General features: G+C 64.4%; 16 protein-coding genes. 8 read left to right on the top strand and 8 right to left on the bottom strand.

Annotated elements, in window-relative coordinates; all coding sequences use genetic code 11:
* Positions 1 to 157 precede the first annotated feature (157 nt).
* The 4 genes from BVG12_RS11300 to BVG12_RS11315 all read left to right on the top strand — a co-directional run bounded on the left by BVG12_RS11300 (position 158) and on the right by BVG12_RS11315 (position 2,942).
* The gene (locus tag BVG12_RS11300; RefSeq protein ID WP_075792470.1) at positions 158 to 658 is read left to right on the top strand and encodes a hypothetical protein; all 501 of its coding nucleotides are present in this window, start codon (positions 158 to 160) and stop codon (positions 656 to 658) included.
* Between the two features lie 5 nt (positions 659 to 663).
* Positions 664 to 1,182: a hypothetical protein gene (locus tag BVG12_RS11305; protein ID WP_075796309.1), complete on the top strand. Its 519-nt coding sequence runs from the start codon at positions 664 to 666 to the stop codon at positions 1,180 to 1,182.
* A 70-nt stretch (positions 1,183 to 1,252) separates the two neighbouring features.
* Positions 1,253 to 1,957, top strand: coding sequence for a hypothetical protein (locus tag BVG12_RS11310; RefSeq protein ID WP_075792471.1), 705 nt, complete (start codon positions 1,253 to 1,255; stop codon positions 1,955 to 1,957).
* A gap of 352 nt (positions 1,958 to 2,309) precedes the next feature.
* On the top strand, positions 2,310 to 2,942 hold the full coding sequence (locus tag BVG12_RS11315; protein WP_075792472.1) for a phasin family protein: 633 nt from the start codon (positions 2,310 to 2,312) through the stop codon (positions 2,940 to 2,942).
* 83 nt (positions 2,943 to 3,025) lie between these two features.
* Here the strand turns inward: BVG12_RS11315 and pssA are convergent, their stop codons facing one another.
* The 6 genes from pssA to BVG12_RS11345 all read right to left on the bottom strand — a co-directional run bounded on the left by pssA (position 3,026) and on the right by BVG12_RS11345 (position 9,298).
* Positions 3,026 to 3,886: a CDP-diacylglycerol--serine O-phosphatidyltransferase gene (pssA, locus tag BVG12_RS11320; RefSeq protein ID WP_075792473.1), complete on the bottom strand. Its 861-nt coding sequence runs from the start codon at positions 3,884 to 3,886 to the stop codon at positions 3,026 to 3,028.
* Positions 3,887 to 3,970: 84 nt separating this feature from the next.
* Positions 3,971 to 4,741 (bottom strand): SIMPL domain-containing protein, encoded by a 771-nt coding sequence (locus BVG12_RS11325; RefSeq protein ID WP_075792474.1) that lies wholly within the window; start codon positions 4,739 to 4,741, stop codon positions 3,971 to 3,973.
* 172 nt (positions 4,742 to 4,913) lie between these two features.
* Entirely contained in the window at positions 4,914 to 5,930 is a 1,017-nt protein-coding gene (gene ilvC, locus BVG12_RS11330) for a ketol-acid reductoisomerase (protein WP_075792475.1), read from the bottom strand.
* Between the two features lie 146 nt (positions 5,931 to 6,076).
* Positions 6,077 to 6,568, bottom strand: a complete 492-nt coding sequence (gene ilvN / locus BVG12_RS11335; protein ID WP_056136997.1) for an acetolactate synthase small subunit — start codon at positions 6,566 to 6,568, stop codon at positions 6,077 to 6,079.
* Complete coding sequence (locus BVG12_RS11340; RefSeq protein WP_075792476.1) at positions 6,568 to 8,292, bottom strand: acetolactate synthase 3 catalytic subunit; 1,725 nt, start codon at positions 8,290 to 8,292, stop codon at positions 6,568 to 6,570. The genes ilvN and BVG12_RS11340 overlap by 1 nt, the downstream gene beginning before the upstream one ends.
* Before the next feature lie 382 nt (positions 8,293 to 8,674).
* Positions 8,675 to 9,298 carry a glutathione S-transferase family protein gene (locus BVG12_RS11345; protein ID WP_075792477.1) on the bottom strand — a complete coding sequence of 208 codons (624 nt, stop codon included), beginning with the start codon at positions 9,296 to 9,298 and terminating at the stop codon, positions 8,675 to 8,677.
* Positions 9,299 to 9,465: 167 nt separating this feature from the next.
* Here BVG12_RS11345 and BVG12_RS11350 point away from each other — a divergent pair, with 167 nt between their 5' ends.
* From BVG12_RS11350 to BVG12_RS11365, 4 genes are read left to right on the top strand one after another with little or no spacing between them, the layout of a single operon-like run.
* Positions 9,466 to 10,035, top strand: coding sequence for an RNA polymerase sigma factor (locus BVG12_RS11350; RefSeq protein ID WP_075792478.1), 570 nt, complete (start codon positions 9,466 to 9,468; stop codon positions 10,033 to 10,035).
* Entirely contained in the window at positions 10,032 to 10,451 is a 420-nt protein-coding gene (locus BVG12_RS11355) for a DUF3619 family protein (protein WP_075792479.1), read from the top strand. Before BVG12_RS11350 ends, BVG12_RS11355 begins: the two co-directional genes overlap by 4 nt.
* A 3-nt stretch (positions 10,452 to 10,454) precedes the next feature.
* Positions 10,455 to 11,225, top strand: a complete 771-nt coding sequence (locus BVG12_RS11360) for a DUF3106 domain-containing protein (protein WP_075792480.1) — start codon at positions 10,455 to 10,457, stop codon at positions 11,223 to 11,225.
* Positions 11,226 to 11,256: 31 nt separating this feature from the next.
* On the top strand, positions 11,257 to 11,766 hold the full coding sequence (locus BVG12_RS11365; protein WP_229503859.1) for an RDD family protein: 510 nt from the start codon (positions 11,257 to 11,259) through the stop codon (positions 11,764 to 11,766).
* 1 nt (position 11,767) lies between these two features.
* On the opposite strand, the gene BVG12_RS11370 is transcribed toward BVG12_RS11365, so the two are convergent.
* Positions 11,768 to 12,268 (bottom strand): thioredoxin family protein, encoded by a 501-nt coding sequence (locus tag BVG12_RS11370; RefSeq protein ID WP_075792482.1) that lies wholly within the window; start codon positions 12,266 to 12,268, stop codon positions 11,768 to 11,770.
* Between the two features lie 10 nt (positions 12,269 to 12,278).
* Positions 12,279 to 12,977 carry a cytochrome c biogenesis CcdA family protein gene (locus tag BVG12_RS11375; protein ID WP_075792483.1) on the bottom strand — a complete coding sequence of 233 codons (699 nt, stop codon included), beginning with the start codon at positions 12,975 to 12,977 and terminating at the stop codon, positions 12,279 to 12,281.
* Positions 12,978 to 13,147 lie beyond the last annotated feature (170 nt).

Raw genomic sequence — 13,147 nt, forward strand, 5'->3', positions numbered from 1 at the left:
ACCCAGCGCACCGTGAATTGATAAAAATCCTGGCCGGAAGGCCAAGACCGGGAAGTATAGGGGAAAACGCGAGGCGAAGCCAGTTTTTCCGCCGCTTCCGCTAAAATCCCCCAGGTTGGCGATGCCGTTTTGGCATGCCCGATGACGCGACCATACAATGACCACTCAGACCAAGATCCTTGCCGCCTGCGCCCTCGCCCTCTCCCTGTCCGCCTGCGGGACCTTCAGCCGCACGCCGCCGGCCGGCACGCCGCTGGCCGAGGTGACTGCGAAACTGGGCAGGCCGGACGCCGTCTATCCCGATCCCGACGGCGGCCAGGTACTGGAATACCGCGGCCAGCCCATGAGCCAGTACCAGCACATGGCGCGCATCGGCGCCGACGGTCGCCTCGTGTCGTACGACCAGGTGCTCACCAGCGCGAACTTCGCCAAGGTGCAGCCCGGCCGCTGGATGAAGGACGACGTCCTGCGCAACTTCGGCCGGCCGGCCGAGATGGGGCGCGAGCGCGCGAACGGCTACGAGGTGTGGTCGTACCGCTACAAGCAGGACGGCGTCTGGGATTCGTACATGAACGTTTATTTCAACGGACGGGGCGAGGTACATCACATGGACAACACCCCCGACCCGCTGCTCGACACCCGCTCGAAAGGCATGTGACGCCGATGACTACCTCGTTCCCTTCCACCTTGCGCGCGGCCGGCGTGGCACTCGCCGCCGCGCTGGCCCTGTTGGCCTGCACCACGCTGTTCCGGCAACCGCCGCCCGCGGGCGCGCCGCTGGCTGAAGTCACGGCGGCATTGGGCCAGCCGAACGCCGCCTATCCGTTGCCGGACGGCGGGCAGATGCTCGAATACCGCGGCCAGCCGATGGGGCAATTCCAGTACATGGCGCACATCGGCCCGGACGGCCGGCTGATCTCGTACGACCAGGTGCTCACCAGCGAGAACTTCGCGCAGGTGAAAGTCGACCACTGGACCCGCGATGACATCCTGCGCCACTTCGGCCGCCCCGCCGAGATCGGGCGCGTGCACGTGCACAACTACGAAGTCTGGTCCTACCGCTACAAGGAAGCCGGCGTGTGGAACTCGCTGATGAGCGTGCACTTCGACGAACAGGGCGTCGTGCGCCAGATGCTCAACGGACCGGACCCGATGTACGACGAGCGCTTCCGCTTCCGCTGACCGCTCGCGCCGGCACCGGCGCAACAATCTGTGAGAATCCGGCGGCGGGCGCTGGCTATACTGGGGCGATATGTTCGCCACCGCTCCTGCCCTGCCGCCGCCGCGCGACCGCCGCCACGTCGGCATCGCGATGACTGTTCTCGTGCATGCCCTGCTGATCCTGGGCTGGCAGGCGACGCGCCACACGTTCACCGTCGCGCCGGAACCGCGGCGCACGACGATCCAGTGGATACGGTTGCCGGCACCGGCCGTGCCGACGCCGCGCCGCGAGGAAGAACGTGCGGTGCCCGCCCGGTCGCACGCGGTTGCGCGCGCGAACGCGATCACGCTGGCGCGGCCCACCGCGCCGGCCACACCGCCCACCGTGAACGCCCCGGCCGCGGACGCACTCGCGCCGCCGGCGCCGCCCGCCCCGCCCGCCGCCGGCACGCTGCTGGAACGCGCGCGCCGCGACGCCGGCGCCGTCGACCGCGCGCTGCGCAAGGAAAACCGACCCTACATCGTGGCACCGCCGGACAGTCCGCAGATCCGCATGCGCAACGGGATCGCGGCCGCGGCCCGCCTGGCCCCGGGCATGGACGAACTGGTTAACAACACGGGCGACGGCGCCCGCCGCACGCGCATCGTCACGGGCGGCAGCACCTATTGCATGACGGAGCGCTCGCCCGCGACCAGCATCGACATGATCGAGAAGCACGGCAAGTGGCGGCAGACCAACTGCCCGGAGCACGAGTCGACGGCCAACGCACAGGAATGGCGCACGGCGCGCGACTGAATGGCGCACGGCGCACGACCGATACCCGGCTATTCGGCCGGCAACGTGCTCCCTCGACAGACCTGCTGCAATGCAGCAATACGTCGTTAATGCCCAACAGATTTAGAACAAAAAAATATATTGACCGACAAAGCGGGAAAACGACGATACAGGTCAAACATGTGGCGCGCACGATTGAAAACGCGCTTGAAATCTCGCGAAAAACGTCTAGCCTAACGAACTCGCGCTTGAACGCACTTTTGCAGTGCAGCGCGATTGTGCGGTGCAGTATCGTCGATATCAATTGACTTTAAGCATCTTTGTGCCAAGGCATCGCATTTTATAGAGCGGATACACTTTTATGAGGTCATCCATGTTCCTATTCCCGCAATCCGTTACGCCCGCAGTTCGTTCGCACCTGGATGCACAGGTCGCCTTTCTCAACGATGTGTCGAAGTCGTTCTCGCGTTCGATCCAGAACATCGTCGAAGCCAACATCCAGCTGAGCCAGACGCTACTCGAAGAGACGAATATCGCCAGTCAACAACTGTTGACCACCACGCGTCCGACCGAGGCGCTCTCGGCCGCCGCATCGCGCGCCCAACCGGCAGCGGAAAAGCTGCGCGCCTACCAGCAGCATCTGTCGCGCGTCGTGGCCGACTCCCAGGTCGAACTGGCCCGGGTCGCCGAGCAGCACGTGCCCCAGACGTCGCGCACGGCCAAGTCCCTGGCCGACGAGGTGGCACGCGCCGCGTCCGAAGAAACGCAGAACAGCCTGCGCACCCAGCAGGACACGCTGAAGAATTTCCGCGATCCGTTCCAGCAGGGTGACGCGAATAGCAGTATCCACCGCGGCAACCTGCAAAGCGCCGGCAACGGCGCGGAGGGCGGCGTGCACGTCGAAGCCGATGCGCGCGACGGTACGTTCCGTGGCAACGTCCAGGGCGGCGCGCAGGCCGGTCAACAAGGCCAGCAACAAGGCAAGTCTGGTACGAAGGCAAGCTGACGCCGGCAGAAAACGACGACGGGACCGTCAACGGTCCCGTTCCATACGATGCCCCGCCCGGGGCATTTTTTCTTGGCCCCGCGTCAGCGCCGCTCGCTGGGATCGAGCGTTTCCTCATCCGTCTGGATGATGCTGACGGGCTTGCCCTTGGCGAGACGCCACAGGTACACGGCGTAGCCGGACAGGCCGTACATCACGAACAGCGGCCACAATACCTTGGGCGGGTCGATCGCGAGCAGCGCCAGCGCGAGGGCGATCAGGAACACGACGATGAACGGCACCGACTTGCGGAAATTGACGTCCTTGAAGCTGTAGAACGGGACGTTGGTGACCATCGTCAGGCCGGCGAACAGCGCGATGCCCCACGAGATCCAGTCGACCTTGCGCGCGCTGACGTTGATGTCCGGGTCCGTCATCATCATCACGAAACCGACGACGAGGGCCGCCGCGGCCGGGCTCGGCAAGCCCTGGAAGAAGCGCTTGTCGACGACCTCGATGTTCGTATTGAAGCGGGCCAGGCGCAGCGCGGCGCCGGCGCAGTAGACGAAGGCGGCGATCCACCCCAGCTTGCCCAGGCCGCGCAGCGACCATTCGTAGATGACGAGGGCCGGCGCGGCCCCGAACGACACCATGTCGGACAGGCTGTCGTACTGCGCGCCGAACTCGGATTGCGTGTTCGTCAGGCGGGCCACGCGGCCGTCCAGGCTGTCCAGCACCATGGCGATGAACACGGCCCAGCAGGCGTGGTCGAAGCGCTGGTTCATCGCCATCACGATCGCGTAGAAGCCGCCGAACAGCGCGGCCGTCGTGAAGGCATTCGGCAACAGATAAATGCCCCGGCGCGGGCGGGCCGCGGCGGCGTCGGACTTGCGGACGCGGCTGAAGCGGGCGAAGCGTGGCGCCTTGATGGCGCCTGGTTTGCGGCGTCGGGGAAGTGTCGGCATAGGTTTCTTTTTCTAAACAATGCGCCGGCGGCGCGGACCACGTCATTATATCTTTGGCACCCCCGTGTTAGCGAACGGCTACCGTCAGCGGAATTTCACCTTGCCGACCAGACGCATCTGCAACGTCGTCTCGCCCGGCTCGAAGCTCGGTTCCGGCATCTCGGCCGCATCAAAGCGCTTGGCCGACATGCGCATCATCGCCGGCGCCGCCGCCTCGGCCTGCCCGCCCGCGTAATTGCCGCTCCCTTCGAAGTCGACCGTGTCGATGACGGCATCGCCCACATTGCGGCCCATCGCGCGCGCGATGGACGCGATGCGCTCGTTCAGGTTGCGGTATGTCGCGGCGATGCGCTCGTCGTCGAGGCGTTTCGCCAGTTCCGGGCTCAGGTGATAGTCGATGCCGTTCAGGTTGAGGATCTTCTGCGCCGCGGCGGCCGTCCTGGGCAGCGCCTGCAGGTTGCGCGTCTTCACTTCGAGATATTGCCCGACGCGCCAGCCGATCGGCGCGCGGCGCGCGGCCTGGTTCGCCAGCGGGCGCGGGCCCTCCGGCGCTTCCGGATACACCGGGTATGTGTAGTAGCCGACGGTCTTGAGCTGGGCTTGCGGGTCTTCGTGGCGCACGACGTCCGTGCCCTGCTTCATCTTCTGGTTGACGCGCGCGGTGGCCGCGGCGCGGTCCTTGTCCTGCTCCTCGACGGCGAACGTGACGGTGGCTTCGTCGTTGGCATGCTTCACTTCGCCGAACGCGGGCACGATGACGAGGGTGCCGCCCGTGGCGGCGGCCGGGGCCGTCTGGGCTTGCGCGGACAGCGCGACACTCAGCGCCGACAACAGGGCGAGTTTTTTGATGGACATCGTTGTTCTCCTTGATGGCATGCGCGGCTGCTGCCGCGGCAGGAGAACGATAACCGGTTTGGCGCGAAAGTCGAGTTTATGTAATGGAAAGTTGCAAATGATTGCAAACGAAGGACACAAAAAAAATCGCCCCGGCAAGCGGGGCGACTTTGATATCAGCTGAGAATGCCGATCAGTTCTTCGACTGGTCGACCAGCTTGTTCTTGGCGATCCACGGCATCATCGCGCGCAGCTTGGCGCCGACTTCTTCGATCTGGTGCTCGGCCGTCAGGCGGCGGCGCGAGATCAGGGTCGGGGCGCCGGCCTTGTTTTCCAAGATGAAGGACTTGGCGTATTCGCCGGTCTGGATGTCCTTCAGGCACTGGCGCATCGCGTTCTTGGTGTCTTCGGTCACGACGCGCGGGCCGGTGACGTATTCGCCGTATTCCGCGTTGTTCGAGATCGAGTAGTTCATGTTGGCGATGCCGCCTTCGTAGATCAGGTCGACGATCAGCTTCAGCTCGTGCAGGCACTCGAAGTAGGCCATTTCCGGCGCGTAGCCGGCTTCCACCAGCGTCTCGAAGCCGGCCTTGATCAGCTCGACGGTACCGCCGCACAGCACGGCCTGCTCGCCGAACAGGTCGGTTTCGGTTTCTTCACGGAAGTTGGTTTCGATGATGCCGGCCTTGCCGCCGCCGTTGGCCATCGCGTACGACAGGGCGATGTCGCGCGCTGCGCCCGACTTGTCCTGGTAGACGGCGATCAGGTGCGGCACGCCGCCACCCTGGCGGTAGGTGCCGCGCACGGTGTGGCCCGGGGCCTTCGGTGCGACCATGATGACGTCGAGGTCGGCGCGCGGCACGACCTGGCCGTAGTGCACGTTGAAGCCGTGCGCGAACGCCAGCACGGCGCCCTGCTTGATGTTCGGCTCAACATTGTTCTTGTACACGTCGGCGATGTTCTCGTCCGGCAGCAGGATCATGACGACGTCGGCGGCTTTCACTGCCTCGTTGACTTCAGCGACCTTGATGCCGGCCTGCTCGACCTTGCTCCACGACGCGCCGCCGCGGCGCAGGCCGACGGTGACGTTGACGCCCGATTCCGTCAGGTTCTGGGCGTGTGCGTGGCCTTGCGAGCCGTAGCCGATGATGGCGACATTCTTGCCTTTGATGAGGGAGAGGTCGCAGTCTTTGTCGTAGAAAACTTTCATTTTTTAATCCTGTGCTTTTATGTGTCGTGTTATTCGAACATTGGGTGGGCACTTCGTTTTTGAGGCCACTGGCCTCAAAAACCCCACACTACATGTTTTTGTGCCGTACGGTGGGCATCCCGTGCCCACCGGAACGAGCACCGGCCTCAAACCTTGAGGATGCGCTCGCCGCGGCCGATGCCGGAACCGCCCGTACGGACGGTCTCGAGGATCGAGGCGCGGTCGATGGCGTCGATGAAGGCGTCCAGCTTGGTCTTCGCGCCCGTCAGCTCGATCGTGTACGTTTTTTCCGTCACGTCGATGATGCGGCCGCGGAAGATGTCGGCGGTGCGCTTCATTTCCTCGCGCTCCTTGCCCACCGCCCTCACCTTGATCAGCATGAGCTCGCGCTCGATATGCTGGCCTTCGGTCAGGTCGACCACCTTCACCACTTCGATCAGGCGGTTCAGGTGCTTGGTGATCTGCTCGATGATGTCGTCCGAGCCCGTGGTCACGATGGTCATGCGCGACAAGGTGGCGTCTTCGGTCGGCGCCACGGTCAGCGTCTCGATGTTGTAGCCGCGTGCCGAGAACAGGCCCACGACGCGCGACAGCGCGCCGGCTTCGTTTTCGAGCAGAACGGAGATGATGTGTCGCATTACAGGTCCTCCGATCCGAGCAGCATTTCCGACAAGCCCTTGCCCGTCTTGACCATCGGCCAGACGTTTTCGCTACGGTCGGTAATGAAGTTCATGAACACCAGGCGGTCCTTCATGGCGAACGCGTCACGCAGCGCGCCGTCCACGTCGCCCGGCTTCTCGATGCGCATGCCGACGTGGCCATAGGCCTCGGCCAGCTTCTCGAAGTCCGGCAGGGAATCCATGTACGACTCGGAATAGCGCGAACCGTAGTCGAGTTCCTGCCACTGGCGCACCATGCCCAGGAAGCGGTTGTTCAGGAGGATGATCTTCGGCGTCAGGTGATACTGCTTGCAGGTCGCGAGTTCCTGGATGTTCATCTGGATCGACCCCTCGCCGGTGACGCAGGCGACGGTCGCGCCGGGGTTCGCCATCTGCACGCCCATGGCGTACGGCAGGCCCACGCCCATCGTGCCCAGGCCACCGGAATTGATCCAGCGGCGCGGCTTGTCGAACGGATAGTATTGCGCGGCCCACATCTGGTGCTGGCCCACGTCCGACGTGATGAACGCGTCGCCGCCGGTGACTTCCCACAGCTTCTCGACGACGGACTGCGGCTTGATGAGCTCATCCGAGGTCGCATAGCGCAGGCATTCGCGGCCGCGCCAGTCTTCGATCTGCTGCCACCATTTCTGCACGGCCGGGTTCGGACGCTGCTCGGCGGCATCCAGCTGCGACAGCAGTTCGATCAGCACGTCCTTGACGTTGCCGACGATGGGGATGTCCACCTTCACGCGCTTCGAAATCGACGACGGGTCGATATCGATGTGGATGATCTTGCGCGGATTGGTCGCGAAGTGCTTCGGGTTGCCGATCACGCGGTCGTCGAAGCGGGCGCCGATGGCGATCAGGACGTCGCAGTGCTGCATCGCCATGTTCGCTTCATAGGTGCCGTGCATGCCCGGCATGCCGACGAATTTCTTGTCGGTGGCGCGGTAGGCACCCAGGCCCATCAGCGTGTTCGTGACCGGGAAGCCGAGCTTGTCGACCAGCTTGTTCAGTTCGTTCGATGCATTGGCCAGGATGACGCCGCCGCCCGAGTAGATCATCGGACGCTCGGCCGCCAGCAGCAGCTGCACCGCCTTGCGGATCTGGCCGGCGTGGCCCTTGTCGACAGGGCGGTAGGAACGCATCTCGATCTCTTTCGGATACGAGTACGTGGCCTTCTGCATGCTCACGTCCTTCGGGATATCGACGAGAACCGGGCCCGGACGGCCGGTGCGTGCGATATAGAAGGCTTTCTTGATGGTCTCGGCAAGGTCTTTGACGTCCTTGACGAGGAAATTGTGTTTCACCACCGGGCGCGTGATGCCCACGGTGTCGCATTCCTGGAACGCGTCCTGGCCGATCGCCGCGGTCGGCACCTGGCCGGAAATCACGACCATCGGAATCGAATCCATGTATGCGGTGGAGAGGCCGGTGACGGCATTGGTGACGCCCGGACCGGACGTGACCAGGCAAACGCCGACTTCGTTCGAGCTGCGCGAATACGCGTCGGCCGCGTGCACGGCTGCCTGCTCGTGGCGTACCAGGATGTGCTGGAATTTGTCCTGCTTGAAGATGGCGTCGTAGATGTAGAGAACCGCTCCGCCGGGGTAACCGAAGACGTGCTTCACGCCCTCTTCCGCCAGGCAACGGACTACGATCTCAGCGCCCGTGATGGGAGCTGCTGCGTCGTTACTCATGATACGTTCCTTTCAAAACCCATAGGGAGATTGATCGGATGCTCGTCCCTGACGAGATACGTGTCACGCAACAGTGCTCATGCTTCCCTTCTCTCTGCGGTCACGTCGATCTTTCAGGATGCCGTAGGATCCTTACGAACCGGCGCTGGACGCAACTCGTTCAGCTTGAGTTACTGTAGCGGAATGCGAATCTCTCGCGCTTGTGGCACGGGTTGGAGCAAACTGCCTACATTGTGAAAGCGCGTCATGCCGAGTTTGACTTTGTGTGACAAGCTGGCTTGACAATATGCTTCGGGGGTGCAAAGCGTTCTATACCTTACTGCGTTGCACCATTCCGGTCAAGATAAATAATTATTTTTTCACGACTTTTTCCCGCGGCAGTTCAAGGCGTACCGTTCGTGCACCACTCGCCGCATCCGGGCCGTCGCTGCAGACGGTTCATCCAAGCGTCGATGGCGGGCAGGGCAGGCCGTTCGATGGGCGTCATGCGCCAGCGGTTGGTGGACAGGCCGAGTACGATGTCGGCCAGTGTGAACTTGGAACCTGCCACGTACGCGCCCGATTTCTCGAGCTGGCGTTCGAGGATGCCCATGTGACGGTTCCAGCCATCGACACTCGCCGCGATCAGGCCGGCGTCCTGATGCGCGGCACTGTTCCGCACCAAGCCCATGAAAGCATAGCGCCAGGCATTGTTCAGCTCTGTCGCCTGCCAGTCCATCCACTGCTCCACGTACGCGCGAAGGAGCGGGTCGCGCGGCAGCAAACTGTTATCGCCGTAGCGCGTGGCCAGGTAGCGGCAGATCGTGTTCGATTCCCACAGCACGGCATCGCCATCGACCAGCACCGGCACCATCGCATGCGGATTCAGCGCGAGGAATTCGGGCTCCTGCGTCGAACGGAAACCGCTGCCCCAGTCTTCCCGCTCGAATGCGACACCGAGTTCGGTACAGGTCCACAATACTTTGCGGACATTGATCGAGCTTGCCTTGCCGAGGATGCGTACCACGTTTATCTCCTGAAACGATGTCAATCCGACCATTCTAGAGTCAATAAGGGAAGACCGCACACGCCTGCCTGCCGGTTTCGGGTGCGGTCATCCATAATTTTTGCTAGGATTCGAAAGTTTTCCGAAAAGCCACAGGCAACGTACCGGTGGCGTCCACCACTTATCGCATGGCCACTGATAAAGAACTCAACGACTTCCTCGAGAGTGTCGAGCGGCGCGCCTTCAAGCAGGCGGCGTACGCGGTCCGCAAGGACGAGGCAGCGCTCGACATCGTTCAGGACGCCATGATCAAGCTCGCAGAGAAATACGGCGACAAGCCCCTGGCCGAATTGCCGATGCTTTTCCAGCGCATCCTGCAGAACACCATCCTCGATTACTTCCGCCGCGAAAAGGTCAGGAACACCTGGGTCAGCCTCTTCGGAGGCCTCGGCCGCCGGGACGAAGACGACGAGGAATTTGATATACTTGCATCTTATGAGGCCGAGGAAGGAACGTCCGCCGCGGAGTCGAGCGCGGATCAGGTGGAACGGGCGGAAACCCTGCGCCTGATCGAGGAAGAGATACAAAAACTCCCGGCGCGTCAACGGGAAGCGTTCCTCATGCGTTACTGGCAGGACATGGATGTGGCCGAGACGGCCGAAGCGATGGGATGCTCCGAGGGCAGTGTAAAAACACATTGTTCTCGCGCTACGCACGCCCTGCAGAAAGCCCTGGAGGCCAAGGGAATTAAACTATGAACACCGACGACATCAACCTGGCGTACAAGATCCGCCATGCCCTGAACGACAACCTCGACAACCTGCCGGCGTCGACGACGGACCGCCTGGCCGCTGCGCGCGCGCAGGCGCTCGCACGCAAGAAGGCCGACGCGCCGGCCCGTGCCAAGCAGCAGCGTACGTCGTTCGACCTGGGCGCGCTGTTCTCGATGCAATGGGTGGCGCGCGCCGCCGTCGTGGCACCGCTGCTGGCGATGGTCGCCGGCATGGTCGGCGTCTACCAGTACGAACGCGAGCAGCGCGTCGCCGAACTGGCCGAGCTGGATGCGGCCGTGCTGTCCGACGACCTGCCCCTGACCGCCTACACCGACCACGGCTTCAACGCTTACCTGGCCCAACAGCAGCAAGCACAGCAACAGCCGCAGCGAGCCCAGTAAAGGATGACGGCTAACAAGCTCAAAGTTGCCGGCGCGGCCGCTGCCGTCGTGCTCGTTGGCGCGGCCGCACTGACCATCCACCAGCAAGACGGCTCCCAGCCTGCCGCCTCCAGCCCGGCCGCGCGCGAAGCCTCGGCCGGCGCGGCCCCGCACGGCCAACCGGGCAAGCCGGCCGGCAGCAGCCGCAAAGGCGGCGACAAGCCACTGTGGCGCAGCCTGAGCCCGGCCCAGCAGGTGGCCCTGCAGCCCTTGCAGGCCGAATGGGACCAGATGGATGGCGTGCGCAAGCAGAAATGGCTGCAGCTCGCGAACCGGTTCGCGGGCATGAAGCCGGAAGAGCAGGAGCGCGTGCACGAACGCATGCGCGAATGGGCCAAGCTGACGCCCGAACAGCGCGAACTGGCGCGCGAGACTTATACGCGCACCCGCAAGATCGCCCCCGAGCAAAAGAACGCCACCTGGGAAAGCTACCAGCAGCTGCCGGAAGAGCAAAAGAAAAAACTGGCCGCCTCGGCCACCGCCCGCAAGACGCCGCGCGTCGTGCCGTCGCAAGCCAACGGCAAGGTCGTCGCGCCGCTGGGCCAGGGCGCCACGTCGTGCCCGGCCGGCATGGTCAAGAACACGGTATCGGCCGCTCCGCCCTGCGTGTCGCCGCCGGCCCCCGCAACGCCCGCGCCACCGCCGCCGGTCCAGCCGCCGGCCAATCCGCAGCCCGCGCCGGAACCGGAAAAGCAGGTGCCGGCCAACTGGGGCATCACGCCCAACAACGCATGACAGGACCTGCTTCATGCACGACACGCCAAGCATGACGCCAAGCGTAAAGCGCCGCCTGATCGCGATGGTCTACGAGACCTTCCTCCTGCTGGCGGTGGAGATGCTGGCGGTGGCCCTGTACCTGCTCATCACGCGCAACAATCACGCGCCCGTGTTCCAGTACGGCCTGAAGGTCTGGCTGTTCGTCGTCACCGGCGCCTATTTCGTCTGGGGCTGGACCAACAGCGGCCACACCCTGGCGATGAAAACCTGGCGCATGCAGGTCGTCACGAACGGCCACGCGCGCCTGCCGCTGCACACGGCCGTCGCGCGCTACCTGCTGGCCTGGGGCTGGTTCCTGCCCGCCCTCCTCGCCTGCACGCTGCTGGGCCTGAAGGACAAGGGGCAGATCGGCGCGGCCGTCGCCGTGGGCGTGGTCGGCTGGGGCCTGACGGCCTTCCTCGACCGCGACCGCCAGTTCCTGCACGACCGCCTGGCCGGCACGCGCATCGTCGCGCTGCCGAAAAAGAAGACGGCGCCGGCCGCGGCCGAAGCGTCCTGACTCACGGCGCGGCCAGCAGCTTGCGGATCGTCGCCTCGGTCTGCGCGTAGTCGCCCTCGCCGAAGTGCGTGTACACGACCTGTCCCTGTTTATCGACGAGGTAGAACGCCGGCCAGAACTGGTTGTTGTACGCGCTCCAGGTGGCATACCGGTTGTCCTGCGCGACCGGGAACGTGATGCCGTTGCGCTGCACGGCCGTCTTCAGATTGTTCAGGTTGCGCTCGAAGCCATACTCCGGCGTATGCACGCCGACGACGACCAGGCCCTGATCCTTGTACTTCTGGTGCCAGCCTTTCACGTACGGCAGCACGTGCTGGCAGTTGATGCAGTCATACGTCCAGAAATCCACGAGCACCACCTTGCCGCGCAACTGCTGCATGCTGAGCGGCGTGCTGTTGATCCAGTTGTCGATGCCCGCGAAGTCCGGTGCGGGGGCGGCGTGTGCACCGGCCGCGGCGATGAAGGCGGCAGCGGCGGCGAAGGAACGGATGGCGCAGTTCATGGTGAACTCCTTACAGGGTTGGGAAGATGGACGGGATATGCGCGGCGATCTGCGTATCGACCTGGAACCAGATCGCGGCCGCGCTGGCCAGCACGAGCACGCCGAATGCGCGCTGCAAGGCCACCGCATGACGGGCCAGGCCGCGCACACGCCGGACGATCGCCTGGCCGCCGTGGATCAGCGCCAGCATCGGCAGCGCCGCGCCCAGCGCATACAGGCCGATGAGCCGCACGGCGCGGGCCGGATCGTGCGCCTGCACGACGAGCGCGAGAATCGAGGCAAGGACGGGACCGGCGCACGGCGTCCACACGGCGCCCAGCGACAGGCCCAGCACGAACGCCCCGCCCTGCTTCGGCACGGCATCGACGCCCGCGCCGCGCAGCCTGGCCCACAACGGGCGAACGCGTTCGACGAGCAGGTCCCACGGCCGCGGCCAGATGCGCAGCAGGCCCGACAATCCCAGCAGCACGATCGCCACATTGCGCAGCGTTTCCTGCGCCAGCTGCGCGGCGCTCGACACGGCGCCCAGCGCCAGCGCGAACGCGGAAAACGACAGCACGAAGCCGGCCACGATCAACAGCGGCCTGCGGCGGCTCGATCGTTCCACGGTCGCGCCGAGCAAAAACGGCAGCACGGGCAGCACGCACGGGGACGCCACGGTGGCCAGGCCGGCCAGCAGGGCGAGCGGGAATTCGATCGAGTCGGTCATGCGAGCCTCCTGTGTTTGCGAGCCACCATTGGACGCCCGCGATGTGTGCGCGATGTGTCCGCAACCGCCCATTTTTGTCAGGCCGTGTGTCCTGTCCCGCCCTCGACACATTCGGACATAATGACGCCGGGATGGCGCGCTACATTAGTCCCGCAACCACCGAAGGAGAA

The sequence above is a fragment of the Massilia putida genome, from assembly GCF_001941825.1.
Classification (GTDB): Bacteria; Pseudomonadota; Gammaproteobacteria; order Burkholderiales; family Burkholderiaceae_D; genus Telluria; species Telluria putida.

Coding starts and splice junctions, on each gene's coding strand:
- BVG12_RS11300 (WP_075792470.1), top strand. CDS start 158: ATGACCACTCAGACCAAGATCCTTGCCGCCTGCGCCCTCGCCCTCTCC.
- BVG12_RS11305 (WP_075796309.1), top strand. CDS start 664: ATGACTACCTCGTTCCCTTCCACCTTGCGCGCGGCCGGCGTGGCACTC.
- BVG12_RS11310 (WP_075792471.1), top strand. CDS start 1,253: ATGTTCGCCACCGCTCCTGCCCTGCCGCCGCCGCGCGACCGCCGCCAC.
- BVG12_RS11315 (WP_075792472.1), top strand. CDS start 2,310: ATGTTCCTATTCCCGCAATCCGTTACGCCCGCAGTTCGTTCGCACCTG.
- pssA (WP_075792473.1), bottom strand. CDS start 3,886: ATGCCGACACTTCCCCGACGCCGCAAACCAGGCGCCATCAAGGCGCCA.
- BVG12_RS11325 (WP_075792474.1), bottom strand. CDS start 4,741: ATGTCCATCAAAAAACTCGCCCTGTTGTCGGCGCTGAGTGTCGCGCTG.
- ilvC (WP_075792475.1), bottom strand. CDS start 5,930: ATGAAAGTTTTCTACGACAAAGACTGCGACCTCTCCCTCATCAAAGGC.
- ilvN (WP_056136997.1), bottom strand. CDS start 6,568: ATGCGACACATCATCTCCGTTCTGCTCGAAAACGAAGCCGGCGCGCTG.
- BVG12_RS11340 (WP_075792476.1), bottom strand. CDS start 8,292: ATGAGTAACGACGCAGCAGCTCCCATCACGGGCGCTGAGATCGTAGTC.
- BVG12_RS11350 (WP_075792478.1), top strand. CDS start 9,466: ATGGCCACTGATAAAGAACTCAACGACTTCCTCGAGAGTGTCGAGCGG.
- BVG12_RS11355 (WP_075792479.1), top strand. CDS start 10,032: ATGAACACCGACGACATCAACCTGGCGTACAAGATCCGCCATGCCCTG.
- BVG12_RS11360 (WP_075792480.1), top strand. CDS start 10,455: ATGACGGCTAACAAGCTCAAAGTTGCCGGCGCGGCCGCTGCCGTCGTG.
- BVG12_RS11365 (WP_229503859.1), top strand. CDS start 11,257: ATGACGCCAAGCGTAAAGCGCCGCCTGATCGCGATGGTCTACGAGACC.
- BVG12_RS11370 (WP_075792482.1), bottom strand. CDS start 12,268: ATGAACTGCGCCATCCGTTCCTTCGCCGCCGCTGCCGCCTTCATCGCC.
- BVG12_RS11375 (WP_075792483.1), bottom strand. CDS start 12,977: ATGACCGACTCGATCGAATTCCCGCTCGCCCTGCTGGCCGGCCTGGCC.